Origin of the sequence: Microbacterium rhizosphaerae (assembly GCF_034120055.1) — a bacterium.
Classification (GTDB): domain Bacteria; phylum Actinomycetota; class Actinomycetes; order Actinomycetales; family Microbacteriaceae; genus Microbacterium; species Microbacterium rhizosphaerae.
In genome coordinates, this window is record NZ_CP139368.1 from 2,791,223 (window position 1) to 2,816,770 (window position 25,548).

20 protein-coding genes are annotated in these 25,548 nt (G+C 71.5%); 14 read left to right on the forward strand and 6 right to left on the reverse strand.

What is annotated here, in order from left to right; all coding sequences use genetic code 11:
* Nucleotides 1-50: 50 nt before the first annotated feature.
* Both hrpA and SM116_RS12680 read left to right on the forward strand, forming a co-directional pair.
* The gene (hrpA, locus tag SM116_RS12675) at nt 51-4,028 is read left to right on the forward strand and encodes an ATP-dependent RNA helicase HrpA (protein WP_320941341.1); all 3,978 of its coding nucleotides are present in this window, start codon (nt 51-53) and stop codon (nt 4,026-4,028) included.
* The gene (locus SM116_RS12680; RefSeq protein WP_320941342.1) at nt 4,025-5,098 is read left to right on the forward strand and encodes a quinone oxidoreductase family protein; all 1,074 of its coding nucleotides are present in this window, start codon (nt 4,025-4,027) and stop codon (nt 5,096-5,098) included. The genes hrpA and SM116_RS12680 overlap by 4 nt, the downstream gene beginning before the upstream one ends.
* Here the strand turns inward: SM116_RS12680 and SM116_RS12685 are convergent.
* On the reverse strand, nt 5,095-5,937 hold the full coding sequence (locus tag SM116_RS12685) for a sulfurtransferase (RefSeq protein ID WP_320941343.1): 843 nt from the start codon (nt 5,935-5,937) through the stop codon (nt 5,095-5,097). The two genes, SM116_RS12680 and SM116_RS12685, sit on opposite strands and share 4 nt — an antisense overlap.
* Nucleotides 5,938-6,008: 71 nt before the next feature.
* Between SM116_RS12685 and SM116_RS12690 the strand changes: the two genes are divergently transcribed.
* The 9 genes from SM116_RS12690 to SM116_RS12730 all read left to right on the forward strand — a co-directional run bounded on the left by SM116_RS12690 (nt 6,009) and on the right by SM116_RS12730 (nt 16,138).
* Nucleotides 6,009-7,352, forward strand: a complete 1,344-nt coding sequence (locus SM116_RS12690) for an O-acetylhomoserine aminocarboxypropyltransferase/cysteine synthase family protein (protein WP_320941344.1) — start codon at nt 6,009-6,011, stop codon at nt 7,350-7,352.
* A 31-nt stretch (nt 7,353-7,383) separates the two neighbouring features.
* The gene (locus SM116_RS12695) at nt 7,384-8,364 is read left to right on the forward strand and encodes a Gfo/Idh/MocA family protein (RefSeq protein WP_320941345.1); all 981 of its coding nucleotides are present in this window, start codon (nt 7,384-7,386) and stop codon (nt 8,362-8,364) included.
* Nucleotides 8,365-8,392: 28 nt separating this feature from the next.
* Entirely contained in the window at nt 8,393-9,583 is a 1,191-nt protein-coding gene (locus SM116_RS12700) for an ROK family transcriptional regulator (RefSeq protein ID WP_320941346.1), read from the forward strand.
* A gap of 9 nt (nt 9,584-9,592) precedes the next feature.
* Entirely contained in the window at nt 9,593-10,663 is a 1,071-nt protein-coding gene (locus tag SM116_RS12705) for a sugar ABC transporter substrate-binding protein (protein ID WP_320941347.1), read from the forward strand.
* Nucleotides 10,660-11,517 (forward strand): ATP-binding cassette domain-containing protein, encoded by an 858-nt coding sequence (locus SM116_RS12710; protein WP_320941348.1) that lies wholly within the window; start codon nt 10,660-10,662, stop codon nt 11,515-11,517. Before SM116_RS12705 ends, SM116_RS12710 begins: the two co-directional genes overlap by 4 nt.
* Nucleotides 11,514-12,743 (forward strand): sugar ABC transporter permease, encoded by a 1,230-nt coding sequence (locus tag SM116_RS12715; RefSeq protein ID WP_425563266.1) that lies wholly within the window; start codon nt 11,514-11,516, stop codon nt 12,741-12,743. Before SM116_RS12710 ends, SM116_RS12715 begins: the two co-directional genes overlap by 4 nt.
* A 178-nt stretch (nt 12,744-12,921) precedes the next feature.
* A complete protein-coding gene (locus SM116_RS12720; protein WP_320941349.1) occupies nt 12,922-13,995 on the forward strand; it encodes a sugar ABC transporter substrate-binding protein in 1,074 nt (357 codons plus the stop codon).
* A gap of 89 nt (nt 13,996-14,084) precedes the next feature.
* On the forward strand, nt 14,085-14,873 hold the full coding sequence (locus SM116_RS12725) for an ATP-binding cassette domain-containing protein (protein WP_320941350.1): 789 nt from the start codon (nt 14,085-14,087) through the stop codon (nt 14,871-14,873).
* Complete coding sequence (locus tag SM116_RS12730; protein ID WP_320941351.1) at nt 14,870-16,138, forward strand: sugar ABC transporter permease; 1,269 nt, start codon at nt 14,870-14,872, stop codon at nt 16,136-16,138. Before SM116_RS12725 ends, SM116_RS12730 begins: the two co-directional genes overlap by 4 nt.
* 84 nt (nt 16,139-16,222) lie before the next feature.
* On the opposite strand, the gene SM116_RS12735 is transcribed toward SM116_RS12730, so the two are convergent.
* Genes SM116_RS12735 through SM116_RS12745 form a run of 3 tightly spaced genes read right to left on the reverse strand, consistent with a single transcriptional unit; the run spans nt 16,223 to nt 19,418 of the window.
* The gene (locus tag SM116_RS12735; RefSeq protein WP_320941352.1) at nt 16,223-17,746 is read right to left on the reverse strand and encodes an ATP-dependent DNA ligase; all 1,524 of its coding nucleotides are present in this window, start codon (nt 17,744-17,746) and stop codon (nt 16,223-16,225) included.
* 3 nt (nt 17,747-17,749) lie between these two features.
* Nucleotides 17,750-18,646 carry an LLM class flavin-dependent oxidoreductase gene (locus SM116_RS12740; RefSeq protein WP_320941353.1) on the reverse strand — a complete coding sequence of 299 codons (897 nt, stop codon included), beginning with the start codon at nt 18,644-18,646 and terminating at the stop codon, nt 17,750-17,752.
* Nucleotides 18,647-18,650: 4 nt separating this feature from the next.
* Nucleotides 18,651-19,418 carry an LLM class flavin-dependent oxidoreductase gene (locus SM116_RS12745; protein ID WP_320941354.1) on the reverse strand — a complete coding sequence of 256 codons (768 nt, stop codon included), beginning with the start codon at nt 19,416-19,418 and terminating at the stop codon, nt 18,651-18,653.
* A gap of 71 nt (nt 19,419-19,489) precedes the next feature.
* On the opposite strand from SM116_RS12745, the gene SM116_RS12750 reads away from it, so the two are divergent.
* A complete protein-coding gene (locus tag SM116_RS12750) occupies nt 19,490-20,212 on the forward strand; it encodes a DUF72 domain-containing protein (protein WP_320941355.1) in 723 nt (240 codons plus the stop codon).
* Nucleotides 20,213-20,260: 48 nt separating this feature from the next.
* On the opposite strand, the gene SM116_RS12755 is transcribed toward SM116_RS12750, so the two are convergent.
* Nucleotides 20,261-22,804: an ATP-dependent Clp protease ATP-binding subunit gene (locus SM116_RS12755; RefSeq protein WP_320941356.1), complete on the reverse strand. Its 2,544-nt coding sequence runs from the start codon at nt 22,802-22,804 to the stop codon at nt 20,261-20,263.
* 116 nt (nt 22,805-22,920) lie between these two features.
* Here SM116_RS12755 and SM116_RS12760 point away from each other — a divergent pair, with 116 nt between their 5' ends.
* Both SM116_RS12760 and SM116_RS12765 read left to right on the forward strand, forming a co-directional pair.
* Nucleotides 22,921-23,289, forward strand: coding sequence for a VOC family protein (locus tag SM116_RS12760; RefSeq protein WP_320944173.1), 369 nt, complete (start codon nt 22,921-22,923; stop codon nt 23,287-23,289).
* A gap of 126 nt (nt 23,290-23,415) precedes the next feature.
* Nucleotides 23,416-23,706 carry a hypothetical protein gene (locus tag SM116_RS12765; protein ID WP_320941357.1) on the forward strand — a complete coding sequence of 97 codons (291 nt, stop codon included), beginning with the start codon at nt 23,416-23,418 and terminating at the stop codon, nt 23,704-23,706.
* 39 nt (nt 23,707-23,745) lie between these two features.
* On the opposite strand, the gene nhaA is transcribed toward SM116_RS12765, so the two are convergent.
* Nucleotides 23,746-25,536 carry a Na+/H+ antiporter NhaA gene (gene nhaA / locus SM116_RS12770; RefSeq protein ID WP_320941358.1) on the reverse strand — a complete coding sequence of 597 codons (1,791 nt, stop codon included), beginning with the start codon at nt 25,534-25,536 and terminating at the stop codon, nt 23,746-23,748.
* Nucleotides 25,537-25,548: the final 12 nt, after the last annotated feature.

Genomic DNA, 25,548 nt, shown 5'->3' on the forward strand with positions numbered 1-25,548 from the left:
CAGCCTAGGAGGGCGCCCCCTGGTGCGGGCGGGCGATACGATCGAAGGCTGTGTCCGCCGCCGAACCCCTCATCACATACCCGCCGGAGCTGCCCGTCAGCGCCGCGCGGGACGAGATCGCGCGCGCGATCCGCGACCACCAGGTCGTGATCGTCGCCGGTGCGACCGGGTCGGGCAAGACGACGCAGCTGCCGAAGATCTGCCTCGAGCTCGGCCGCACGACGATCGCGCACACGCAGCCCCGCCGCATCGCGGCGCGCACGATCGCAGAGCGCATCGCGGAGGAGCTGCATACTCCCCTCGGCGGCATCGTCGGCTACAAGGTGCGCTTCACCGACAAGGTGTCGGCCGACACGCGCGTCGCGCTCATGACCGACGGCATCCTGCTCAACGAGATCCACCGCGACCGGATGCTGCGCCGCTACGACACGATCATCGTGGACGAGGCGCACGAGCGGTCGCTGAACGTGGACTTCCTGCTCGGCTACCTCCGGCGCCTGCTCCCGAAGCGACCGGATCTCAAGGTCGTCATCACGAGCGCGACGATCGACCCGGAGAGCTTCGCGAAGCACTTCGCGGATGCCGCCGGCCGACCCGCACCCATCATCGAGGTGTCGGGCCGCACCTACCCGGTCGAGATCCGCTACCGCGGCGGCGACGACGAGTCCGCCGAGGGGGACGAGGGCGGCGACGCCGGCCGAGACGACGTCGACGGCATCCTCGGCGCCCTCCGCGAGCTGGACCGCGAGCCCGCGGGCGACGTCCTCGTCTTCCTCCCCGGCGAGGCGGAGATCCGGGATGCCGCGGATGCCGTGCGCGGCATGTACGCGAAGGATGCCGCGCCCACCGAGGTGCTCCCGCTCTACGGCCGGCTCTCCGCCGCCGAGCAGCACCGGGTGTTCGAGCGTCCCTCGACAGGCTCGGGAACCAGGATGGCGGGTGTGCGCCGCCGGGTCATCCTGTCGACGAACGTCGCCGAGACGAGCCTCACGGTGCCCGGCATCCGGTACGTGGTCGACACGGGTACCGCGCGCATCTCGCGGTACAGCAATCGCAGCAAGATCCAGCGACTGCCGATCGAGGCCATCTCGCAGGCGTCGGCGCAGCAGCGGTCGGGCCGCGCGGGCCGCACGGCGCCCGGCATCGCGATCCGTCTGTACACCGAGGAGGATTTCGACCGGCGTCCGGAGTTCACGGAGCCGGAGATCCTGCGCACGAGCCTCGCGAGCGTCATCCTGCAGATGCTCTCGCTCGGGTTCGGCGACATCCAGGCGTTCCCGTTCCTCACTCCTCCGGACTCGCGCGGCGTCAAGGCGGCGTTCGACCTGCTCATCGAGCTCGGCGCGGTGTCGGCTCGGCACGGTGCCCGCGATGGCCGCGATGGCGGTGCCGCCGGCGGCGGCCAGCACACCCTCACCGACACCGGGCGTGAGATCGCCCGGCTGCCGATCGATCCGCGCTTCGCCCGCATGCTGATCGAGGCGCGCCGCACCGGGGTGCTGCCCGCGGTGCAGGCCATCGTCGCGGGCCTGTCGATCCAGGACGTGCGCGAGCGGCCCGAGGACCGCCGCGAGGAGGCCGACCGGCTGCACGCGCGCTTCACCGACCCGACGAGCGACTTCCTGACGCTCCTGAACCTCTGGAACCACCTCCAGGAGCAGCAGCGAGAGCTCGGGTCGAGCGCCTTCCGCCGCCTGTGCCGGGCGGAGCACCTCAACTACGTGCGCGTGCGCGAATGGTTCGACGTGCACCGGCAGCTCCAGACGCTCATCCGCGGCCCCGAGCGGCGCAGCGGCGAGACGACGGCGGAACCGGATGCGGTGCACCGCGCGATCCTCGCCGGGCTCCTGTCGCACATCGGCATCGTGGACGAGCGGTCGTCCGGTGCCGCCCGCGGCCCCGCGAGCAAGGGCAAGCCGGTCCGGCCCGTCACGCAGTACCTCGGCGCGCGGGGCGCGCGGTTCGCGATCTTCCCCGGTTCGGGTCTGCGCCGGTCTCCGAGCGCGTCGCGGGGTCAGCCCGCGGCCGTGATGGCCGCCGAGCTCGTCGAGACGAGCCGGCTCTTCGCCCGCACCGTCGCGGCGATCGACCCCGCGTGGGCGGAGCCGCTGGCGGGCGACCTCGCGAAGCGGCAGCTGAGCGACCCGCACTGGTCGAAGGATGCGGGGGCCGCCGTGGCCGCCGAGAAGGTGACGCTGTTCGGCGTCGAGATCGTGCCGCGGCGCCGCGTGCAGCTCTCCCGCATCGACCGCCCGCTCGCGCGCGAGATGTTCATCCGGCACGCGCTGGTCGAGGAGGAGTGGGATCCGACCCGCCTGGACAAGCGGCTGACGGCCTTCGCCCGCCGCAACCTCGAACTGCGCCACCGGCTCGAGAAGATCGAGGAGCGCCAGCGTCGCCGCGACATCCTCGCCGGCGACGAGACGGTGTTCGCGTTCTACGACGCACGCATCCCGGCCGACGTGTTCGACGTGCGCTCGTTCGAGGCCTGGTGGAAGGACGCGCAGCCCCGGACGCCGCGCCTGCTCGACATGTCCGAGGCCGACCTCGCAGAGGATGCATCCCGAGCCGACGAGCGCGAGTTCCCCGCGCGCTGGCGCCAGGGCGACCAGGTGCTCTCGCTCGCCTACCGGTTCGAGCCGGGAGCCCCCGACGACGGCGTGACGGTCGTCGTGCCGATCGCGCTGCTGCAGCAGCTGAGGCCGGACGGCTTCGACTGGCAGGTGCCCGGCATGCGCGACGAGCTCGTCACGGGTCTGCTGCGCGCCCTGCCGAAGGCGATCCGGCGGCATGTCGTGCCTGCGGCGGACTGGGCCGCGAAGCTGTCCGAGGAGCTGAAGGGCGCGGGCCCGGAGTCGCACCGGGGGCTGCCGCCGCTGACGCTGCGCGCCGCGCTGGCCGCCCGCATCCAGCGCGTCGCGAACCAGCCCGTGACCGCCGACGACTTCGAGCTCGATCGGGTGCCCGAGCACCTGCGGATGTCGTTCCGCGCGCTCGACGAGCGCGGTCGTCCCGTCGCGTCGGGCCGCGATCTTGCGGAACTCCAGGAGCGCCTCTCGGAGAGATCGCGCACCGCCGTGCAGAAGACGCTCACCCGGGCGACGCCGCCGTCGGCGATGCGTCCGACGGTGCCGTCGGCGGGCCCATCCGCCTTCGCCGAGCGCACGGGTCTGACCGCGTGGGATCTCGACGAGCTGCCCCGCGTCGTCGACACCAGGGTGGCCGGTGGCGTCGTGCGCGGCTACCCGGCGCTCGTCGACGAGGGCTCCACGGTGGCGACCCGCATCGAGGCGACGCCCGCGGCCGCCGAGCGCGCGACGGCCGCCGGCGTCCGTCGTCTCGTGCTGCTCGCCGTGCCGTCGGCTGCTCCCTACGTGCTCGAGCACCTCACGTCCGCGGAGAAGCTCGCCCTCGCGGCATCCCCCTACCCGTCCGCGAAGGCGCTCATCGAGGACGCGCGCGTGGCGGTGGCGGATGCTGTCATCCGCCGGATCGCGCCGTCCGGCGTCGTGCGCACGACGGCCGAGTTCGCGGCCGTGCGCGACGCGTTCTCGGCCGCAGCCGTGGACGAGGTCTTCGCGTGCGTCTCGCTGGCGGCCCGCATCCTGACCCGCTCGCGAGACGTCGAGCGCGCGGTGAAGGCGCAGACGAGCATGGCGCTCATCGGCCCGCTCGGCGACATCCGCGCGCAGCTCGGGGGACTCGTCTTCCCCGGGTTCGTCTCCCGCACGGGGGTCGAGCGCCTGCAGCACGTGCCGCGGTACCTCGAGGGCGCGATCGTCCGACTCCAGGGCCTGGCCGACAATCCGGGACGCGACCGCGCCTGGATGACCGAGTTCGAGCGCGCCACGACCGCCTTCACCGACGCCGGAGGCGGCATCCCGCCCGCGCCCGGCGCACCGGGACACCTCGTCCACGCGCGCTGGCTCCTGGAGGAGTACCGCGTCAGCCTGTTCGCGCAGCGCCTGGGCACGGCGGAGCCGGTGTCGCTCCCGCGCATCCTGAAGACGCTGACGCAAGGGGGTTGACCGCAGGCTCATGCGGCACCACGCTCGGAGACACCGGCGATCCGATGGTCCTCGACCTCGACGTCCACGACAGCGAGAAGGGAATGCAGCGACCGCCTGACGCGGTTGCGCCCACCATGGCACGCGCGATCCAGTACACCGAATTCGGCGGACCCGAGGTCCTCACGCTCGTCGACATCCCGGACCCCGAGCCCGGGAAGGGGGAGGTGGCGGTCCGCGTGGAGGCGGTCGGCATCAACCCGGTCGAGTGGAAGCAGCGCTCGGCGCTACGCGACACGGGGCGGATCACGTCGCCCCGCAGGCCCGGCTCCGACGCCGCCGGTGTCGTCACCGCCGTCGGCAAAGGCGTGGAGGGCCTGCGCGTCGGGGAGCCGGTCGTCGTCTTCCTGGCGACGGGCACCTACGCGACCGATATCGCCGTCCCCGCCTCGCACGTGCAGCCGCGACCTCCGGCCGTGTCGGCGGCGGAGGGCGCGGCCCTCGGCATCCCGGTCGGCACGGCCTACCAGACCGTGCGCTCGCTCGCGGTCGGCCCGGGCGACACGCTGCTGATCCACGGCGGCTCGGGTGCCGTCGGCCAGGCGGCGATCCAGTTCGCCCGGATGTGGGGCGCCACGGTCGTCGCGACGACCTCCGCTCGCCGCGCGCAGCGCGTGCAGGACCTCGGCGCCACGCCGGTCGGCTACGAGAGCGAGGGCCTGGAGGACCGCATCCTCGCCGCCGCCCCGCAGGGCATCACGGCGGCCATCGACATCGCCGGCACCGACAAGGCCATCGAGGCCTCGCTCGGGCTCGTCCGGGATCACGGGCGCATCGCGACCCTCGTGCGGGGGGCGGATGCTGCGCGCCTCGGCATCCGGGCCTTCTCGGGCGGCTCCCCCGAGCCGCTCACGCCGCTCGAGCTGGCGTGGCGCGCCGAGGCGATCCCGGTCGCGCTCGCGCTCATGGCCCACGGCGCGTTCGCCGTCGAGCTCGGGCCGTCCTATCCGCTGGCCGAGGCGTCCGAGGCGCAGCGGATCGTGCAGTCGGGCGTCGACGGGAAGGTCGTCCTGCTGCCCTGGGGCGATTAGGCCCCGGGCTCGGCGCCCGTCGCGACGGGCATGCCCGGAGTGTGGGACCACGCGCTCCACGAACCCGGGTAGACCGTGACGTCCACGCCCGCGATCTCTCCGGCCAGAGCGGTGTGCGCCGCGGTGACGCCCGACCCGCAGTACGCGGCGACCGGGACCGCCTCGGTCGCGCCGATCGCGGCGAACGCGGCGCGCAGCTCCTCGCGTGAGCGGAACCGTCCACGCTCGAGCAGCGTGGCAGCGGGCAGGTTCACCGCGCCGGGGACGTGCCCCGCGATCGGGTCGTACGGCTCCACCTCGCCGCGGTAGCGCTCGGCCGCGCGGGCGTCGATGAGCACCCCCGACTCCGGCCAGCGGGCCGCCCCGGCGGTGTCGACGACGCCCTCGGTCGGCTCGTTCACCACGACGTCGCCCGGCTCCGGGACGACGTCACCCTTCTCGAGCGGGAGCCCGGCCTCGGTCCAGGCGGTGATCCCGCCATCGAGCACGCGGACGTCGGCGACGCCCCCCTGTCGCAGCAGCCACCACGCGCGGGCGGCCGCCACGGAGTTGTAGTCGTCGCACACGACGACGGTGTCGCCGGTGTCCACTCCCCACCGTCGGGCGGCCGCCTGCAGCACGCCGGGCGCCGGCAGGGGGTGGCGCCCGTCCTCCGGACGGCCGTGCGTCGACAGCTCGGTGCCCATGTCGATGTACACGGCGCCGGGGATGTGGCCGGCGAGGTACAGCTGACGCCCGTCGTCCCGAGCGAGGTCCCACCGGGCGTCGAGGACGCGCGGCGGGGTGTCGGAGGCGAGGAGGGCGGACAGCTCGGCGGCGGAGACGATGGGCGATGGCATCCTCCCATCCTGCCCGCAACAGTTCGACACACGCCCTGGGCTGCGCAGGGCGTCGGCCCGACAATGGGTGGATGCCCGATTCGACCGACTGTCCCGCGCCCGCGAGCTCCTTCGCGACGGCGCAGATCCAGGCCGGGTACGCCGCGGGGGTCGCGCAGCACACGTCGGTCCCCCCCATCTACCAGTCGAACGCCTTCGAGTTCTCGTCGCTGAGCGAGGCGCGCGACCTGTTCGCCCTGCGCCGCGACGGCAACATCTACTCCCGGGCGGCCAACCCGACGGTCGCGGTGTTCGAGCAGCGCGTCGCGGCCCTCGAGGGCGGCATCGGCGCGGCCGGCGTGGCCTCGGGCCAGGCGGCTGTGGCGGTCGCGCTGCTCGCACTCGCGAAGTCCGGCGAGCACATCGTCGCGGCGCGCCAGCTCTACGGCGGCACGATCGACCTGCTCGCCGACACCTTCGTCGACTGGGGCATCGAGACGACCTTCGTCGACCAGCACGACATCGACGCGTGGCGCGCCGCGGTGCGGCCTACGACCCGGGCGCTGTTCGGGGAGTCGGTCACGAACCCGAACGCCGAGGTGCTCGACGTGCGCGCGGTGGCCGACGTCGCGCACGAGGCGGGCGTGCCGCTCGTGATCGACAACACCGTCGCGACCCCGTTCCTGCAGCGCACGAAGGACTTCGGCGCCGACATCGCGGTGCACTCCGCCACCAAGTTCCTGGGCGGCCACGGCACGTCGCTCGCGGGAGTCGTCGTCGACCTCGGCACGTTCGACTTCTCGGCCGAGCCGGAGCGCTGGCCGCAGCTGAACGCGCCCTACCAGCGCGTCCCCGGCGGCACGCTCGTGGAGCGCTACGGGAAGACCGCCTCCCCGTACATCGCGCTCGTGAAGACAAAGTACGTGCACGACCTCGGCCCATCGCTGTCGGCGTTCAACGCCTTCCAGCTGTTGCAGGGCATCGAGACGCTGGATCTGCGGATGCGGCGGCACAGCGCCTCCGCGCTGGTCGTCGCCCGCTTCCTCGACACCCATCCCGCTGTGGCTCGGGTGAACCACCCCGGCCTGGAGTCGAATCGCGGCTACGCCGCCGCGCAGACGTACCTGCCGCGGGGCGCCGCATCCGTCTTCTCCTTCGACCTGCGCTCGACAGGCGATCCCGAAGCTGACTTCGCGCTGGTCGAGCGGGTCATCGGCGCCCTCGAGATCGTGCGTCTCGTCGCGAACATCGGCGACGCACGCACCCTGGTCGCGCACCCCGCGTCCATGACGCACAGCCACATGCCGCCCGCGATGCTCGCCGAGGCCGGCATCACGTCGACGACGGTGCGGCTGTCGGTCGGCCTCGAAGACGCCGACGACGTCATCGCCGACCTCGACCGCGCCCTCGCCGTGGTGCTCACCGCCGTCGGCTGAGCCCCCGTCCGACCCCGATAGGCTCGGCGACATGACCGGCCTTCGATGGGGAATCCTCGCCACGGGCGGAATCGCCCACGCCTTCACCCGCGACCTGCGCACCGCTGGACTCGACGTCGCGGCGGTGGGCTCACGACGGAGGGATGCGGCGGACGCCTTCGCCGGCGAGTTCGACATCCCTCGCGCGCACGACTCGTACAAGGCCCTGGTGGAAGACCCGGGCGTCGACATCGTCTACATCGCCACGCCGCATCCCTCGCACGCCGGCAACGCGATCCTCGCCCTCGAGCACGGCAAGCACGTCATCGTCGAGAAGCCGTTCACGCTCACCGGCGCCGAGGCCGAGCGCGTCCGCGACGCCGCCCGCTCCGCGGGCCTGCTCGCCATGGAGGCGATGTGGACGCGCTATCTGCCGCACATCCAGCGCGTGCGCGAGCTCGTCCGCTCCGGCGCCCTCGGCGAGGTTCGCACGGTGTTCGCCGACCACACGCAGAAGATCTCGTCGGACCCGGCCCATCGCCTCAACGCGCTCGAGCTCGGCGGTGGCGCGCTGCTCGATCTCGGCATCTACCCGATCTCCTTCGCCTGGGACATGCTCGGGGCGCCGACGGCGATCACCGCGCAGGCGCGCCTGTCCGAGACGGGCGCCGACACCGAGGTGGCGACGATCTTCACGCATGCATCCGGTGCGCTGTCGACGTCGGTCTCGTCATCCCGGGCGGTCGGCCCGAACACCGCCCACATCGTCGGCGACGAGGCGCGCATCGATATCGACCGCGTGTTCTACAGCCCCACGACGTTCCGGCTCACACGTCCGGACGGCGAGGTCGCCGAGGTCTTCGAATCGCGCGTCGACGGCCGCGGCATGCAGTTCCAGGCTCTCGCCGCAGAGCGGATCATCGCCGAGGGCCGGCGGGACAGCGACCTCCTCCCCCTCGACGAGACCGTCGCGATCATGCATGCCCTCGACGCCATTCGCGCGCAGATCGGCGTGACATACCCGCAGGAGTGAATCAGGATCGGCGGAGTACAGTGACTCTGTGGCACGCGGGAACATTCCGCCCGGTTCTCAGACATCGCTGCGCGAGGCAAACCGGGCGCGCCTGGTCGAGTCGCTCAAACGACATGGGCGACTGACCCAGGTCGAGCTTGCCGGAAACACGGGCCTCTCCCCCGCCACGGTCTCCAACATCGTCAAGGAGCTGACGGCCTCCGGACTGCTGCACACCTCGAACATCACGTCGCGCAACGGCCGCCGGGCGACCCTCGTGTCGCTCGCGCGCGAGCTCGGCCTCGTGGCCGGCGTGCACTACAGCTCGCGGCAGCTGCACATCGCCATCGCCGACGCGACGCGGACGATCGTCACCCAGAGCTCCCTGCCCCTGCCCCTCGACCATCGGCACGATGCCGAGCTCGACCGCCTGAGCCTGCTGCTCGGCGACATGATGGAGTCGCTCGGCGGCAGCGTGAACGACCTGCTCGCCGTCGGCCTCGCCCTGCCCGCCCCCGTCGACCAGCGCACGGGCATGGTCTCGACGCCGGGCCTCCTGCGCGGATGGGAGGGCATCGACGTCGCCGAGAGCCTCACCGCCCGCATCGGCCGCCCCGTCTTCGTCGACAGCGAGGCCAATCTCGGCGGACTCGCCGAGGCGCGCGAGGGTGCCGCCCGGGACGCCGCATCCTCCGTCTACATCCGCGTCGGTCACACGATCAGCGCCGGCCTCGTCATCGGAGGCGACCTGTTCCGCGGCGTCAACGGCAAGGCCGGCCAGATCGGCCACGTGACGATCGACGAGAACGGCCCGATCTGCCGGTGCAGCAACCGCGGGTGCCTCGAGACATACGCCGCCGGGCCTGCTCTCCTGTCCCTCTTCCCACCGGGCGAGGGAATGCAGCGCCTCAGCGACCTCATCCAGGCCGCCGACGGCGGCGACGGGCGCTCGCATCGCGTGATCGCGGATGCCGGTCGCCACATCGGCATCGCCGCGGCGAGCCTGTGCAACCTCTTCGACCCCGAGCTCATCGTCATGGGCGGCGACCTCGCGCAGGCGGGCGAGATCCTGATGGCGCCGATGCGGCATTCGCTCGAGCGCACGGCGCTGACCTCCGCGAACGGGCTGCCCGAGATCGTCGGCACGACGTTCGGCGAATGGGCCGAGACCCGAGGTGCGATCGCCGTGGCGCTCGACCATGTCACCGTCGATGCCGACGTGGTCCCGGCCACCGCGTAGCCTCGAAGGATGCCGATCCGGAACAGGGCGCACAGGCTGGTGCGCACGGTCGCCCTCGCCGGGGCGGCCGTTCTGGCATCCGCGGGGCTCGCGGGATGCAGCGCGCGGCCTGCCGCCGACGGCACCATCGCGCTCCTGCTGCCCGAGGCGAAGACCGCGCGCTACGAGACGTTCGACAGACCGCTCTTCGAGGAGCGCGTGAAGCAGCTCGGCCACTACTCGGTGCTGTATTCGAACGCCGATCAGGATGCGGCGGCCCAGAAGCAGCAGGCCGAATCGGCGCTCGCCGCCGGGGCCGACGTGCTCGTCCTCGATCCCGTCGACTCGAAGGCGGCGGCGAGCATCGTGAGCTCCGCGCGCGCGCAGAACGTGCCCGTGATCTCCTATGACCGGCTGATCTCCGGCGGCGGCCTGTCGTACTACGTGTCGTTCGACAACGAGAAGGTCGGCAAGCTCCAGGCGACGGCCCTCGTCGAGGCGATGCGCGCAGCGGGCAAGCCGAACGGCGGCATCCTCATGGTCAACGGATCGCCGACGGACAGCAACGCCAAGCTCTTCCGCACGGGCGCGCACAGCGTCATCGACCGCAGCGGGCTGACCGTGCTCGCGGAGTACGACACCCCGGACTGGAGCCCGGACAAGGCGCAGTCGTGGGTCGCCGGGCAGATCGCCCAGTACGGAGACCGGATCGCCGGGGTGTACGCCGCGAACGACGGCGTGGCCGGAGGGGCGATCGCCGCGTTCAAGGCCGCGGGGATCTCGCATCCTCCTTTCGTCACCGGCCAGGACGCCGAGCTCGCCGCGGTGCAGCGGATCGTCGCGCGCGATCAGTACATGACGGTGTACAAGGCGATCAAACCCGAGGCGTTCACGGCGGCCGAGGCCGCCGTCGACCTCATCAAGGGCAGGAAGGTGACGGCGCCCCTGTCGACGGACGGCACGCCGACGACGCTGCTGAACCCGGTTCCGGTCCGGGTGGACGACATCGACGCGACGGTGATCGCCGACGGGTTCTGGACGGCAGCCGACATCTGCACGCCGGCGTACGCCGCTCAGTGCGCCCAGGAGGGCATCCGATGAAGGCCTCGCAGCCTCCGCGCCGCACGCGCGTGCTCACCATGACGGGCATCGGCAAGCACTTCGGCGCCGTGAAGGCGCTGACCGACGTCGACTTCTGGGTCAACGAGGGCGAGGTCGTCGCGCTGGTCGGCGACAACGGCGCCGGCAAGTCGACGCTCGTGAAGGTGCTCGCGGGCGTCCACCCGCCCGACGCGGGCAGCATCGAGTTCGACGGCGAGGTCGTGGAGATCGGATCGCCGGCGGACGCGCAGGATCTCGGCATCGCGACCGTCTTCCAGGATCTCGCCCTGTGCGACAACCTCGACGTCGTCGCGAACCTCTGGCTCGGCCGCGAGATGCTCGACGGACGCTTCCTCGACGAGGTCGAGATGGAGCAGCGCACCTGGACGCTGCTGCGAGAGCTGTCCGCGCGCCTGCCCTCCGTGCGGACGCCGGTCTCGACGCTCTCGGGAGGTCAGCGCCAGACGGTGGCGATCGCGCGCTCGCTCATCGGCGATCCGCGGGTCGTCATCCTCGACGAGCCGACCGCGGCGCTCGGCGTCGCCCAGTCGGCGGAGGTGCTGAACCTCATCGAGACGCTGCGCGAGCGCGGGCACGGCGTCATCCTGATCAGCCACAACATGGCCGACGTGCTGGCTGTCGCCGACCGCGTCGTCGTGCTGCGGCTCGGACGCAACAACGGCGTGTACAACGTGGTCGACGTCACGAGCGAGACGCTCATCGCGGCCATCACAGGCGCGATGGATCACTCGCACCTCCCGCAGACCAGGCCCCCGGTGACCAAGACCCCGGACAACGTCATCGATCTGCCCGCGAAAGGCGCGCGGCGTCCGCGCAGGAAGGGCGACGCATGACCGGCTCCACGGATGTCGACGACGATCGGATGCTGAGCGCCGGCGCCATCCGCCGCGGTGCGGGGCTGCTGGTCGCCCGCGTGCGGGGCGGTGACTTCGGATCGCTGCCGGTCATCGTCGGCCTGTTGATCATCTGGACGATCTTCCAGTCCTTGAACCCGGTCTTCCTCTCGAGCAAGAACCTCGTGAACCTCACGATGCAGTGCGCCGCCGTGGGCACCATCGCACTTGGCGTCGTGCTCGTCTTGCTCGTCGGCGAGATCGACCTTTCGGTCGGGTCGGTCTCCGGCCTCGCGGCCGCGATCCTCGCCGTGACGCTCGTCGAGCTGCGGTGGAACCTCGTCTTCGCCATCGCGGCGGGGCTCGTCGCGGGGCTTCTCGTCGGCCTGCTGTACGGCTTCCTCTACACGAAGTTCGGCCTGCCGAGCTTCGTCATCACGCTCGCGGGGCTCCTCGGCTTCCTCGGACTGCAGCTGCGCGTGCTGGGCGACACCGGCTCGATCAACCTGCCGTACGACTCGTGGATCGTGCAGTTCGCGCAGCAGATGTTCCTGCCGCCGTGGGCCTCCTACGTCGCCGTGGCGATCACCGCGGCGTCGTACGGCTGGTTCCTGCTGCGCCGATCCCGGCGCAGGCTGGCGGCGAACCTCGATAGCCAGAGCCTCCTCGAGATCGGCGTGCGGACGGGCGGCTTGCTCGTGTTCCTCGCGCTCGTCGCGTGGTACCTGAACCTGTCGCGCGGGGTCGGCGTGATGTTCCTGTTCTTCCTGGTGCTCGTGGTCGCCATGAACATCGCACTGACGCGCACCCGCTGGGGACGATCGGTGTATGCCGTGGGCGGCTCCGAGGAGGCGGCTCGGCGGGCCGGCATCCGCGTCCGCCGGATCTACTACTCGGTGTTCGCCCTGTGCTCGATGTTCGCCGCGCTCGGCGGCATCCTCGCGGCCGCCTGGCTGGGCGCCGCCAACCAGAGCTCCGGCGGCGGCGACACCAACCTCAACGCCATCGCCGCGGCGGTCATCGGCGGGACGAGCCTGTTCGGCGGCCGGGGCTCCGCCTATTCGGCCCTGCTCGGGATCATCGTCATCCAATCGGTGTCCTCGGGCCTGACCCTGCTGAATCTCGACGCCTCCGTCCGGTTCATGGTCACCGGCGTCGTGCTCGCGCTGGCCGTCATCGTGGATGCGCTCTCACGCAAGACCCGCGCGGCGACCGGCCGCGCCTGAGCCGTCTTCCCGGCCGTTCGGCGGCGACTTCTTGCGTTCACAGGCCGAACGCTGAATCGCCGTTGCCAAAGCGTTACGTTCAAGACTTGACGACAGTGGTCCGCGCGAACGAGGATCGCCTACGAGCAATGTTGCGACTCCTTTCTGGGGAGAGCAGTTCAACGATGAAAGGCAAGAGATGAAGAAGCGTTCCATCCTCGCGGTGGCAGCCCTCACGGGTGCGGCCGCGGTCATGCTGGCCGGGTGTTCCGGCACGGGCTCCGGCGGCTCGTCCGCGACGAGCTCCGGTGCGGCCGCCGGCAAGCGCGCGTGCGTGATCCTGCCGGACGCGGCCTCGTCGCCCCGCTGGGAGAACTTCGACCGCAAGTACCTGCAGGACGGCCTGACGGCTGCCGGTTTCCAGGCCGACATCCAGAACGCGCAGGGCGACACCAACAAGTACTCGACCATCGCCGACCAGCAGATGAGCAAGGGCTGCGGCGTCATGCTCCTCGTCGACTACAACGGCGCAGGCGCGGGTGTGGCGTCGAAGGCCAAGGCCCAGGGCATCCCGGTCATCGCCTACGACCGCCCCATCTCGGGCGCGGACTACTACGTGTCGTTCGACAACACCAAGGTCGGCGAGCTCGAGGGCCAGTCGATCGTCGACGGCCTGAAGGCGGCCGGCAAGGACCCGGCGACCGCCAAGGTCGTGTACATGGGCGGCGACCCGACCGACGGCAACGCCAAGATGTTCCACGATGGCGCCAACCAGGCGATGTCGGCCGCGGGCATCAAGCCGGCGGCGGAGCCCCCGGGGGTGTGGGACCAGGCCAAGTCGCAGACCAACTTCGAGCAGGCGCTGACCTCGCTCGGAGGGCACGTCGACGCGGTGTGGGTCGCCAACGACACCAACGCGGCCGGCGTCATCAAGGTCCTGCAGAACAACAACCTGAAGGGTGTGCCGGTCTCCGGCCAGGACGCCAGCACGGCGGGCCTGCAGAACGTCCTGCTGGGTTGGCAGACGGCCACGGTCTACAAGCCCGTCAAGGAGGAGGCGACCGCTGCGACGGCCCTCGCAGTGGCGCTGCTGAAGGGCCAGAAGCCGAGCGTCGACAAGAAGCTGGCCGACGGCACCCCGTACGTCGCCGTCACGCCGCAGCTGGTCGGCCCGAACGACGTCGAGAAGGTCGTGCAGGCGGGTGACGCGTCCGCGTCCGACCTCTGCACCGGCGACGTCGCCGCCGCCTGCGCGAAGTACGGCGTCAAGTAAGGGGAAAGTGCCGAAGGCGCCGCGTCGTTGACGCGGCGCCTTCGGCCGCCCCGGTACATTCCGTACATCCGAACCGCAAGGAAGCGAGCATGGCAGAACCGATCATCCAACTGCGCGGCGTGAAGAAGTCGTTCGGACCGGTCAGCGTCCTCAAGGGCGTAGACCTCGTCGTCCGTCCGGGCAAGGTCACGGCGCTCGTCGGCGACAACGGCGCCGGCAAGTCCACTCTCATCAAGGGTCTGGCAGGCGTCCAGCCGTACGACGAGGGTGAGATCCTCATCGACGGCACGCATCAGCCGCTGCACTCCCCGCGCGAAGCGCAGGGCCTCGGAATCGAGGTCGTGTACCAGGACCTCGCCTTGTGCGACAACCTCGACATCGTCCAGAACATGTTCCTCGGCCGTGAGGAGACCTCGACGGGTACGTTCGACGAGGGTCGCATGGAGCGCGACGCGTCGGACGCCCTCCGCTCGCTGTCCGTGCGCACCGTCAAGTCGGTACGACAGAAGGTGTCGTCGCTGTCCGGCGGGCAGCGCCAGACCGTGGCGATCGCGCGCGCGGTCCTGAAGAAGGCGCGCGTGGTCATCCTCGACGAGCCGACCGCGGCCCTCGGCATCGCGCAGACCGCGCAGGTGCTCGACCTCGTCAAGCGCCTCGCCGGCCAGGGCGTCGCGGTCATCATCATCAGCCACAACCTGGCCGACGTCTTCGAGGTCGCGGACGACATCGCCGTCCTCTACCTCGGCCAGATGGTCGCCCAGGTCGACGCCGACAAGACGAGCCGCGACGACGTCGTGGGCTACATCACCGGTACCAAGACGATGACCGGCGCCCCGGTCATCGACACCACCGCGATCGCGACGGGAGGAGCGCAATGACCACCACGGAACGCACCGAGGCGGCCCCTGACCCGCTGTCGAGCGACCTCATCGGCAGCGGCGTCGAGGGCGGCCTCGGCGACCAGATGTCGGCGTGGTGGCAGCGCGTGCGCGGGGGCGACATGGGATCGCTTCCCGCCATCGGCGGCTTCGTCGTGCTCAGCATCCTGTTCACGATCCTGAGCCCGTACTTCCTCACGGCCGGCAACTTCGCCAACCTGATCAACCAGGCGGCCACGCTCGTCATGCTCGGCATGGCGCTCGTCTTCGTGCTGCTCCTCGGCGAGATCGACCTCTCGGCGGGCGTCACGGGCGGCGTCGGCATGGCGATCTTCGTCGTGCTGGTGGATGTCGCCCACTGGAACTGGGTGCTCTCGCTCGTCCTCGCGTTCGTCTTCGGCATCGCGACCGGCGCCCTGATCGGCTTTCTCGTGGCGCGCGTCGGCATCCCGTCGTTCGTCGTGACGCTGGGTCTGTTCCTCGGCTACCAAGGTGTCGCGCTGTCGGTGATCGGCTCGGGTGGGCTGTACCGCATCCAGGTTCCCGCGCTCATCGCCCTCCAGAACGGGAATCTCCCCGTCTGGGCCGGCTGGGCGATGCTCGCGATCATGCTGGCGATCTCCGCCGGGACGTCGTTCTGGGACCGCGCTCGGCGCACCCGCGCCGGCGTGCCGAACCGTGCGATCTCGCTCCTGTGGATCAAGCTCGCCGTGATCCTGGTCCTCGGCGGGGTCGTCGTGTACATCCTGAACCTCGACCGCTCGCAGTCCGTGGTCCCCGTCCAGGGCGTGCCGATCGTCGTTCCGGTGGTGCTCGTCATCCTGTGGGTCGGCACGTTCGTGCTCGACCGCACGAAGTACGGCCGCTACATCTACGCGATCGGCGGCAACGCCGAGGCCGCCCGCCGCGCGGGCGTCAAGGTGCGCTGGATCAAATGGTGGGCGTTCGTGTGCTGTTCGACGCTGGCCGTCTTCGCGGGACTGCTCAGTGCGACGCGCGTCGGCTCGGTGGATGCCTCAGCCGGCCGTGACATCGTGCTGAGCGGTGTCGCCGCGGCGGTCGTCGGCGGCGTCAGCCTGTTCGGCGGCAAGGGGCGTCTCATGAACGCCGCCGTCGGTGCGCTCGTCATCGCGGTGATCACGAACGGCCTGGGTCTGCTCAACCTGCCGGCGGGTGTGAACTTCGTCGTGACCGGCGTCGTGCTGATCCTCGCCGCCACGGTGGACGCGCTCTCGCGGCTGCGATCCGGCGGAGCGAGAATCTAGCGGAGCTCACAGCGGCTCACAGTTGACGAAGGCGCCGGGCGGATGCATCCGCCCGGCGCCTTCGCGTCTCGCGAAGTCTGAGCGTCAGCCGCGCAGCAGCGCCCGCAGGCTCTGGATGGTGTCGGCCTCGTCGGGGCGCTTGTCGGATCGATAGCCCTTCACGCGGGCGAAGCGCAGCGCGACACCGCCCGGGTAGCGGGATGACCGCTGCACGCCGTCGATCGCGATCTCGACCACGGTGATCGGGCGCACGTGCACCGCGTACGCGGAGCGGTGCGTCTCGATCGTCGGGAAGTGCTCGGTCTGCCACCGCAGCGTCGCATCCGTCAGTCCCTTGAAGGTCTTGCCGACCATGACGAACCCGCCCGGCTCGCCGAACTCGCCCTCGGGATCGCGTGCCCCGAGGTGCAGATTCGACAGTTGGCCGGTGCGCCGACCCGAGCCCCACTCCACGGCCAGGACGACGAGGTCGTAGGTGAGGACGGGCTTGACCTTGAGCCAGCTCTTGCCACGACGCCCGGCGGCGTACGGCGCGCCGACGCCCTTGACCATGACGCCCTCGTGGCCCGCCGCGAGCGCCTCGCGGGAGAACTCCTCGGCGCGCTCGGGGTCGTCGGTCACGATGCCGGGCATGACCGACTCCCCCGCGATGGCGGACAGCAGCGCGCGGCGCACCGACAGCGGCTCGTCGATGAGGTCGCGGCCGTCGAGATGCAGGATGTCGAAGAACCACGGTCGCAACGCGATGGCAGCCGCGGTCTCGGAGCCGAACCGCGCCATGGTGTCCTGGAACGGCCGGGGGCCGCCGTCCTCGTCGAGCGACAGCGTCTCGCCGTCGAGGATCGCCCTGTCGACGGGGAGAGCGCGAGCCGCCTCGACGATCTCCGGCACGCGGTGCGTGATGTCGGCGAGACTTCGTGTGAAGACGTGCACGTCGGCGCCGTCGCGGTGCACCTGGATGCGGGCGCCGTCGAGCTTGTACTCGACCGAGCTCTCGCCCGCCTCGGCGATCGCTGCGGCGACGGATGACGCGGTCCCCGCGAGCATCGGGAGCACGGGCCGCCCGACCACGAGTCCGATGGCCTCCAGCGCCTGCGCCGATGCGGTCAGGGCGACGACGGCCGTCTCGCCGAGATCGCCGGAGAGCATCGCCGCCCGGCGAACGGCATCCGCCGGGCGGTCCGCGGCGCGCGCGATCGCCTCGAGCAGGACGCCCTCGAGCGCTCCGGTGCGCAGCTCGCCGAGGATGACCCGGGAGAGGAAGTCCCACTCCTGCGGCGTCGCCCGCTCGGCCAGATCGCGCAGCGTGGCCGACCGCTCGGCGGCGGACCCGGGCCCGCCATGCGCGGCCAGCGCGTCGAAGGCCTCGTCGACGTCGGACAGCGTCAGGGTCGGCGTGTTCGCGTGCTCGGCGTCCAGCGAGAACACCCCGCGCCACCCCACGCCGACGCGGCCCTGCCGGGGATTCGCGGTGAGCAGTCCGATCGCGATGGGGATCTCGTCCGGCTGCAGCTCGCGCAGCAGCCCCGCGAGCGCGTCGGATTTGGCCAGTCGCGACCGCGTGGCACCCACGACGGAGACGGTCGCGACCACCTCTGCCAGCAGCATCCGTCACCCCTCGATGAGCCGGGCGACCTCCCCGGCAGAGCCGTAGAAGTGGGCGAGGTCGGCGTCGCGGGTGGGCAGCAGGATGACGGCATCCACCCCGGCGTCGAAGAAGGCCCGCGCGCCGTGCGCGACATCCTCGGGGTCGCCGGCGAGGAAGCGCTGGTCGACATCCGCCGCAGGCTCCTCGCCGAAGACCGCCCGCGCCCGGGATGCGGCGTCCGCACCGAAGGCGGTCTGCACGTACGCGACGATGTCTATTGCGCCGTCGCGGGCGACGATGTCTATTGCGCCGTCGTGCGCTCTCTCCCGGCCCGCACGTACGGCCGCGACCGCCGTCGCGATCTCGGCGGGCGTGTGCCGGCTGTCGAGCACGACTCCCTGCGCGAGCTCCCCGGCGAGCGCCAGCGTCTTCGGACCCTCCGCCGCCGCATAGACGACCGGCGGGTCGGCGGGCGGCCAGCCGAGCGTCACGTCGTCGAGGGACACGTACCGGCCGGAGACGCTCACGGTCTCGCCCGCCAGCAGGCTCCGCAGTGCCGGGAGGTACTCGCGCATGAGCGTCAGCGGCGATGCGACGCGGGCGCCGATCTGCCCCATCCAGGACTGGACGCCGTGTCCCATGCCGGGCAGGATCCGCCCGGGGAACAGCCGCGCGACCGTCGCGATCTCCATCGCGCTCGTCGCGACGTTGCGCATCGGCATGGGAGAGATCCCGACTCCCACGCGCAGATTCTGGGTCGAGGCGAGGGCGACGGATGCCGCGGCATACGCCGAGTGGACGAAGCAGTCCTCCCACAGCCACAGCTCGCCGAGTCCCGCCGCCTCGGCGGCGCGAGCCGCGACCGGGAGGTCCTCGGGCGGATACCAGTGCGGAACGAAGATGGCGCCGATGCGAGTCATGTGCTCACTCTGCCAGGCGCGCCGCGGCCTGCACGAAGGACACGTAGTCCTCGACGTCGTCCCCCGCGACGATCGCCCGCAGCACGACCTCGTCGACCGCCGCGCGGTACTCCGCGACGCCGGTGCCGAAAGTGTCCGCATCGAGCACCGTGCCCGCCGCCGCGATGCCGAGGCGGTCGAAGTTCGCCCGATAGTTCGGGTAGGAGGCGTAGCGGTCGACCTCGGTCTGCAGCTTCGGGCCGGCCGCCGCATCCACAGCCGTCCGCACGTAGAGGGCGACGTGGGCGTCCGCCGAGACGCCGTGCGCCTCTGCCGCCTGCGCGGCCGCGATGTCCGGGGTGAGCCAGCTGAGGAGCGGTCCCTGCCCCGCGGTCACCGCGACCTCGCGCATCCTGGGGCCCAGTGCCCCGACGAGCACGCGCGCCGCGGTCTGCTCGCGCAGCCGGACCGCGGCGTCCGTCACGAGAGCCAGAGCCCCGGCGCGCGCCTGTCCGGAGCCGATCCCGAGGACGAGCCGCTCCTGCGGCAGCGACGCGATCGGCCCGGTGAGCGACGCGACCGGCCGCCGGTCGACCGCGATGACGCCGGTCGCGAGCACGAGGCGCTCGGTGACCTTCGCGGCCGCGGCCAGGGCGGCGAGGGCATCGCCCCCGGGCGTGTCGTTCACCCAGAGGGCATGGAAGCCCGCGGCCTCCACCGCCCGGGCGATGCGACCGATGGCGTCGGGACCCAGAACACCCGCCACACCGATGGAGACTCGTGCATCCGTCATGCTTCGAGCATGCCCCATCCCCCGAGCGCAAGGGGCCTGACAGTCTCGCCCGGAGGGCGCAGGGTGGAGGGATGGCGCACATCGGCACCTCCGGGTGGAGCTACGAGCACTGGGAGGAGGCGCTCTACCACGGCGTCGCGACAGGACGGCGCCTGCAGGTCTATGCGCAGGAGTTCGACACCGTCGAGCTGAACGCGAGCTTCTACCGCTGGCCCTCCGACGCGCGCTTCGCGGCGTGGCGCGACCAGCTGCCCGCGGGGTTCGAGGTGGCGGTCAAGGCGCCGCGGGGACTCTCGCACTCACGCCGGCTGCGCGACCCGGCCGAGTGGATCTCGCGGATCGAGCGGGGCCTGCGCGCGCTGAGCGACCGCCGCGGGCCGCTCCTCGTGCAGCTGCCGCCCACGATGGAGCGCGACGACGATCGGCTCGACGTCTTCTTGAGCATGCTCGCGGGCTGGACCCGTCCCGCGGTCGAGTTCCGGCATGCGAGCTGGAACGACGAGGACGTCTTCGCGATCCTGGAGCGCCACGGCACGGCGTACTGCATCATGAGCGGCGCGGGGCTTCCGACGGTTCTGCGGGTCACCGGCGCACTGGTCTACGCGCGGCTGCACGGCCCCGATCAGGAGCGGCTGTACCGCGGCAGCTACTCCGACGACGAGCTGCGCGAATGGGCGCGGCGCATCCGGGAGTGGGAGGCCGCCGGTCACGACGTCTACGTGTACTTCGACAACGACGAGGCCGGGCACGCCGTGCGCAATGCGCGCACGCTCATCGCGATGCTCGCCGGATAGCGCGAAGCCCCGGGGCCGGTCGTCCGACCCCGGGGCCTGTCGCACTCGTCACGCTGCGGTCGCGTACGCGCCGACCGCGACGGTGATGCCGTCGGCGGATGCATCCACCGTCACCGCCCCGCCGTCCACGAGCGAGCCGTCCACGAACAGGTCCGCGATGCGGTCGTCGACTTCGCGCTGGATGAGCCGGCGCAGCGGCCGCGCGCCGTACTCCGGCTCGTACCCGTGCTCGGCGAGCCAGTCGATCGCGGCGGGCGTCGCCTCGAACTCGACCTCGCGGGACGCCAGGCGGGATGCGGTGGCCTGCAGCTGCAGTCCGACGATGTCGCGCAGCTGCTCCTTCTCGAGCTTGCGGAACAGCACGATCTCGTCGATGCGGTTCAGGAACTCCGGCCGCATCGCCTCGCGCAGGCGCCCCATGACCCGGTCGCGCAGGTCGCTCTCCTCGTACTCCCGGCCACTGGTCGAGAACCCGATTGCGCCGGAGCGCGACGCCAGGAACTCCGAGCCGAGGTTCGAGGTCATCACGATGATCGTGTTGCGGAAGTGGACGGTCCGGCCCTGCCCGTCGGTGAGCCGGCCGTCGTCGAGCACCTGCAGCAGCAGGTTGAAGACATCCGGGTGCGCCTTCTCGATCTCGTCGAACAGCACGACGGAGTACGGGTTGCGGCGCACGCGCTCGGTGAGCTGGCCGGCCTCGTCGTAGCCGACGTACCCCGGAGGGGCGCCGACCAGGCGCGACACCGTGTGGCGCTCGCCGAACTCGCTCATGTCGAAGCGGATCACGGCATCCTCGTCGGAGAACACGGATGCCGCCAGGGCCTTCGCCAGCTCGGTCTTGCCGACGCCGGTCGGCCCGAGGAAGAGGAAGGAGCCGATCGGCCGGCGGGCGTCGCCCATGCCGGTGCGGTTGCGCCGCACGGCCTTCGCCACGGCCTCGACCGCGGTGTCCTGGCCGATGACGCGCCCGTGCAGCTCCTCGCCGAGGCTCGCCAGGCGCGCCCGCTCGGTCGCCGTCAGGCGGGACACCGGGATGCCGGTGGCCCTGCTGATCACGGCCGCGATCTCGGGCTCGTCCACGACGGCGGATCCGGTCCCCGAGCCTGTCGAGGGGCCGCGGGTCGCCGCCTCGTCGATCTCGGCCTGCACCTGCGCGATGCGATCGCGCACGGCCGAGGCCTCCTCGTACCGCTCGGCCACGACGGCGGAGTTCTTCTCCGCCTCGAGGTCGGCCAGACGCTGCATGAGCGACGAGACGTCCACCTTCGCGCCCAGCCGCAGGCGCAGTCGTGCACCTGCCTGGTCGATGAGGTCGATCGCCTTGTCCGGCAGCACGCGCTCGGTGACGTAACGGTCGCTGAGCTCGACGGCGGCGCGCAGCGCCTCGTCGGTGTAGCTCACGCCGTGGTGCTCCTCGTACGCCGGGCGCAGGCCCTGCAGGATGAGCACGGCGTCCGCGACCGACGGCTCGCCCACGCGCACCGGCTGGAACCGACGCTCCAGCGCCGGGTCCTTCTCGATCGTCCGGTACTCCTTGAGCGTCGTCGCGCCCACGAGGTGCAGGTCGCCCCGGGCGAGCCGCGGCTTCAGGATGTTGCCCGCATCCATCGTCCCCTCGCCGCCGGCGCCCGCGCCGACCACCGTGTGCACCTCGTCGACGAACGCGATGATCTCGCCCTCGGCCGCGGCGATCTCGTCCATGGTCTTCGTCAGGCGCTCCTCGAAGTCGCCCCGGTATCGCGCCCCTGCGAGCATCGCGGGCAGGTCGAGGACGAGCACGCGCTTGTCGCGCAGCTGCTGCGGCACCTCCTCGGCGACGATCGCGCGGGCCAGGCCTTCCACGATCGCGGTCTTGCCGACACCGGCCTCGCCGACGAGCACGGGGTTGTTCTTCGTGCGACGGCTCAGGATCTCGATCGTCTGCTCGATCTCGTCGACGCGCCCGATCACCGGGTCGAGCCGGTCGTCACGGGCCAGCGCGGTCAGGTCGGTCGCGTACTTGTCGAGCATGGGGGTGGTGGATGCGCGGTCCCCGGCGTCCTCCCCCGCAGCCTCGGGCGTGCCGGTCGGCATGGCCTCGCGCATCCCCTGCGTCAGCGCCTCCGCGGTCACGCCGGCGTGCGCCAGAATCTGGCCCGCGGGCGCATCCTGACCCAGCACGAGCGCGAAGAAGACGTGCTCCGGGTCGATGTACGTCGAGCCGCTCGAGCGTGCCACCTGATACGCGTGGAACAGGGCCCGCGAGGCGCTGGGCGTCACGGTCGCACCATCGACATCGGCCGGCGCGCCGGCCGCGGGCAGACGCGACTCGGTCGCGGCGACGATCCGCATGGGGTCGACGCCGACGCGACGGATCGCCTGGGCGACGGCGTCGTCCTGCACCAGCACGCGCAGGATGTGCAGAGCATCCAGCTCGGTCTGGCCGCGCTCCAGCGCGAACCGGCCGGCGTTCTGCAGGATCGCCTGCGTGCGCGTCGTCAGGAAACGGGTGAGGTCGATGGAGCGCGACTGTCGGGCCTGCTCACCCGCGAGGTAGCGGGCGAGGAAGTCGTCGAACGCGTTGGCTCCGTCGGCGTTGAATTCTTCGGGCACGTATCCTCCTGAAACTTGAGCGTGCTGCTGTCAAGTTCAACGACGGACCGCGTGAGGTATTCCCGAGGGATGTCCGAACCCCTCCCTAGCCTGGATGCATGACACAAGAGACCGCGATGGACTGGCGTATCGAGCTGATCTTCGTGCCCGTGACCGACGTCGACGTGGCGAAGGAGTTCTACACGAGGATCGGGTTCCATCCCGACCATGACCAGACCCCGTTCGAGGGCCTGCGGTTCGTGCAGATGACCCCTCCCGGCTCGGCGTGCTCGATCGCGTTCGGCACCGGACTCGGGATCGACCTCGAACCCGGCAGGCAGAACACGATCCAAGTGGTCGTTCCGGACGCCGACGAGGCCCTGGCGCACCTGCGCGCTGCCGGCGTCGAGGCGGACGGCGTCGACGACCAGGCATGGGGGCGCTTCGTCACCTTCCGCGATCCCGACGGCAACCGCTGGACGCTGCAGCAGCTGCCGCCGCGCTGAGGTCGCTGTTGAGTCGGCGCCATGCGCCCTCCGCGTCCTAGCTGCGGCTGCACGGGGTGTCAAGGGACGTGAGATCCGCCTGATTCCGTTCGATACTCGATACGCCGAACGAACGAGAGGGGCGATATGAGCGACGTCGCGAACAGCGGACAGGTTCCGCAGGGGGACCTCCGCGGGGCGGACATGTCCTGGCCCGACACGGATCTTCCGGGCCAGCCCCGAGAGCCGGAGATCCCCGCGCAGCCAGGCGCGCCGGTCGAGCCGGGCCTACCGGTCGGGCCGAGCGAGCCGGCGATGCCGGTGGAGCCGGGTCCTCCGAGCCCCGACGAGCCCCTGGCACCGAATCCGGACGAGCCGCTCGCGCCGAACCCGGACGAACCGCTCGCGCCGAACCCCGACGAGCCCACGCTGCCCTGATGCCCTCCTCGGGTCGCCCGCATGGCGGCCCGAGGAGGTTCACTCGCGCACGGTCTGCCGGGACGCCTCGAGCACGCGGATGAGCGTGCCGGAGTCGTACGCGCCGAGGTGCCGCTTCCCGCCGATGAAGAACGTCGGCGTGGAGTGCAGGTCCATCAGCTCGGCATCCATCCGGTCATCCTCGACCCGGCGCGCCGCCTCCGGCGAGCGCAGGTCGACGATGAACCGCTCGACGTCCAGGCCGAGCTCGTGCGCGTATCTGCACAGGTCGTCGGGCTCGAGGTGGTCCTGCGAGGCGAACAGCACGGGTCCGTAGTCGAAGAAGCGTCCCTGCATCGCCGCCGCCTCTGCGGCGACGGCCGCCGCCGTCGCATGCGGGTGCACGCGGTCCAGCGGCAGATGCCGGTAGACCCAGCGCACCTCGTCGCCGAAGTGCGCGAGCACCGCGTCGACCGAGCCGGTGGCACGGCTGCAGAACGGGCACTCGAAGTCCGCATACTCGACGATCGTCAGCGGGGCGTCCACCGGACCGCGGATGTGGTCGCGCGCCGGGTCGACGGGCCGGTTCAGCTTCGCGCCCACGGCTCGCGGAGGCCGCACCCGATCACCGACGCGGAGCACCGTCCAGCCGATCGCGAACGCGAGGACGGATGCGACGAGCACCCCGACGCGCGCGAGGTTCTGCGTGTGCGGGTCGGAGATCGCGACGGGCACGAGGAACAGTGCGATCGTGAAGCCGATGCCGCTGAGGGCCGCGCCGCCCGCGATGCGCGTCATGCCGAGGCCCGGCGCGAGCTCTCCGAGGCGGAGCCGGCGCAGGAGGGCCGTGATCCCGGTGATGCCGACGAACTTGCCGACGACGAGGGCGACGACGATCCCCCACGTGACCGGGGAGGCGGCGGCATCCATCAGCGTCTGCGGGTCGAGGGGCACGCCCGCGTTCGCCAGCGCGAAGATGGGCAGCACGCCGAGGGCGATGTAGGGGCGCCACGCGGCGTCGAGCCGCTCGTTGATCGAGAGCGAGTCGCGCACGCTCCGCGCGAGCGCCGAGGCGTAGTAGACGTTGGGCGACTCGCGGAACGCCTGGGTGAGCTCCGCGGCGCGCTCCACGTCGCGGCGCCGCGGCGGGAAGACCGGGATGAGCAGCGCGACGGCCACACCGGCGAGAGTGGGATGCACGCCCCCCAGCAGCACCAGCACCCACAGCGCCGTGCCGAGCACGGCGTACGAGAAGCCGCGACCCTCCGGCAGGAAGCGCACGAGCGCGATCGCGACCATGCACACGCCGGCGAGGACGAGCGGCAGCAGCTGGACCCCGCCGCTGTAGAACAGGGCGATCACCGCGAGCGCGCCGATGTCGTCGACGACCGCGAGGGCGAGGAGGAACGTCCGCAGGCGCGCCGGGAAGACCGGGGCGATCAGGGCCAGAGCGCCGATGAGGAATGCGGTGTCGGTCGAGATGACGACTCCCCAGGCGTGCGCCTCGCCCGTCCCCGCCGTGATCGCGACATAGAGGAGGGCCGGCACGATCAGTCCCGCTGCGGCGGCGGCCGCGGGAAGCACCGCCCGCCGCGGCGATGCGAGCTCGCCGATCGTCAGCTCGCGCTTGACCTCGAGGCCGACGAGGAAGAAGAAGAACGTCATCAGTCCTTCGTTGACGAGCCCGTGGACGGTGAACGTCCACGTCGCTCCGCCCACGCCCAGCCGCACCGGCGTCTCCCAGAAGTGGGCGTATCCGTCGCCGGGCAGGTTCGCCCAGATGATCGCGACGACCACGGCGCCGAGCATCAGCCCTGCGGACAGCCGGTCGCCCCGACGCTTGTTCGACATGTGCGCAAGGCT

Excerpts from the sequence above, each read along its gene's own strand:
- SM116_RS12720 (WP_320941349.1), top strand. The coding sequence starts at position 12,922 with ATGAAGAAGCGTTCCATCCTCGCGGTGGCAGCCCTCACGGGTGCGGCC.
- SM116_RS12710 (WP_320941348.1), top strand. The coding sequence starts at position 10,660 with ATGAAGGCCTCGCAGCCTCCGCGCCGCACGCGCGTGCTCACCATGACG.
- SM116_RS12765 (WP_320941357.1), top strand. The coding sequence starts at position 23,416 with ATGAGCGACGTCGCGAACAGCGGACAGGTTCCGCAGGGGGACCTCCGC.
- SM116_RS12705 (WP_320941347.1), top strand. The coding sequence starts at position 9,593 with ATGCCGATCCGGAACAGGGCGCACAGGCTGGTGCGCACGGTCGCCCTC.
- SM116_RS12685 (WP_320941343.1), bottom strand. The coding sequence starts at position 5,937 with ATGCCATCGCCCATCGTCTCCGCCGCCGAGCTGTCCGCCCTCCTCGCC.
- SM116_RS12695 (WP_320941345.1), top strand. The coding sequence starts at position 7,384 with ATGACCGGCCTTCGATGGGGAATCCTCGCCACGGGCGGAATCGCCCAC.
- SM116_RS12750 (WP_320941355.1), top strand. The coding sequence starts at position 19,490 with ATGGCGCACATCGGCACCTCCGGGTGGAGCTACGAGCACTGGGAGGAG.
- SM116_RS12690 (WP_320941344.1), top strand. The coding sequence starts at position 6,009 with ATGCCCGATTCGACCGACTGTCCCGCGCCCGCGAGCTCCTTCGCGACG.
- SM116_RS12740 (WP_320941353.1), bottom strand. The coding sequence starts at position 18,646 with ATGACTCGCATCGGCGCCATCTTCGTTCCGCACTGGTATCCGCCCGAG.
- nhaA (WP_320941358.1), bottom strand. The coding sequence starts at position 25,536 with ATGTCGAACAAGCGTCGGGGCGACCGGCTGTCCGCAGGGCTGATGCTC.
- SM116_RS12735 (WP_320941352.1), bottom strand. The coding sequence starts at position 17,746 with ATGCTGCTGGCAGAGGTGGTCGCGACCGTCTCCGTCGTGGGTGCCACG.
- SM116_RS12760 (WP_320944173.1), top strand. The coding sequence starts at position 22,921 with ATGGACTGGCGTATCGAGCTGATCTTCGTGCCCGTGACCGACGTCGAC.
- SM116_RS12730 (WP_320941351.1), top strand. The coding sequence starts at position 14,870 with ATGACCACCACGGAACGCACCGAGGCGGCCCCTGACCCGCTGTCGAGC.
- SM116_RS12725 (WP_320941350.1), top strand. The coding sequence starts at position 14,085 with ATGGCAGAACCGATCATCCAACTGCGCGGCGTGAAGAAGTCGTTCGGA.
- SM116_RS12745 (WP_320941354.1), bottom strand. The coding sequence starts at position 19,418 with ATGACGGATGCACGAGTCTCCATCGGTGTGGCGGGTGTTCTGGGTCCC.
- SM116_RS12715 (WP_425563266.1), top strand. The coding sequence starts at position 11,514 with ATGACCGGCTCCACGGATGTCGACGACGATCGGATGCTGAGCGCCGGC.